General features: G+C 46.6%; 1 protein-coding gene and 1 pseudogene. Both read right to left on the reverse strand.

The features are described from left to right. Positions 1–275, reverse strand: a pseudogene (locus tag ACZRN6_RS36580) (hypothetical protein); the annotation flags it as partial. Next, positions 275–517 (reverse strand): hypothetical protein (locus ACZRN6_RS36585; RefSeq protein ID WP_464009972.1); only part of this gene is annotated, 243 nt, incomplete at its 5' end. The gene ACZRN6_RS36585 and the pseudogene ACZRN6_RS36580, both read right to left, overlap by 1 nt.

Consider the following 517-nt stretch of genomic DNA (forward strand, 5'->3'; position numbering starts at 1 on the left):
ATCCTGACCTGGAATCCAGTCCAGTTACCAGGAGAACCAAATACAGCGAGGTTGCTCATGCCGATGATGCCATTGGCACTATCGGGCCTGATAAAAACAAATGGCTGCTCTTGGGTTGTTATTGGGGCAGGAAAGTACGTAATAGATGAATTTCCATTTTCTTCAGTGCCCGTATACCGGCCACGACAAACCACTGTCATGCGAGAAAACTCAGAGTCGATGATGACGCAATTATCGACTGTCGATATAAACTCAAGTCCAAATTTATCTGCCATCACTTAAACCTCACTACCACAAGCCGCATGGTAGTTGTTGATATTCCTGACTTACCCCAAGGGTCGCCGCGCATTGTGCGCCAAACTCGAACAACGCCATTCAAAACCTCGGGCTCTAATTGGCGATCGTTAGTGGTTATTGTGTTAATAGGCACACAAAAAGCGGCAGCGTTTTGTGGAGTAATTCCTTCTACAGCAATGTCGAAATACTTCCCCGCTGGAAATCCAGATGTCAGTCCAGA

The sequence above is a fragment of the Pseudomonas sp. A125 genome, from assembly GCF_055409485.1.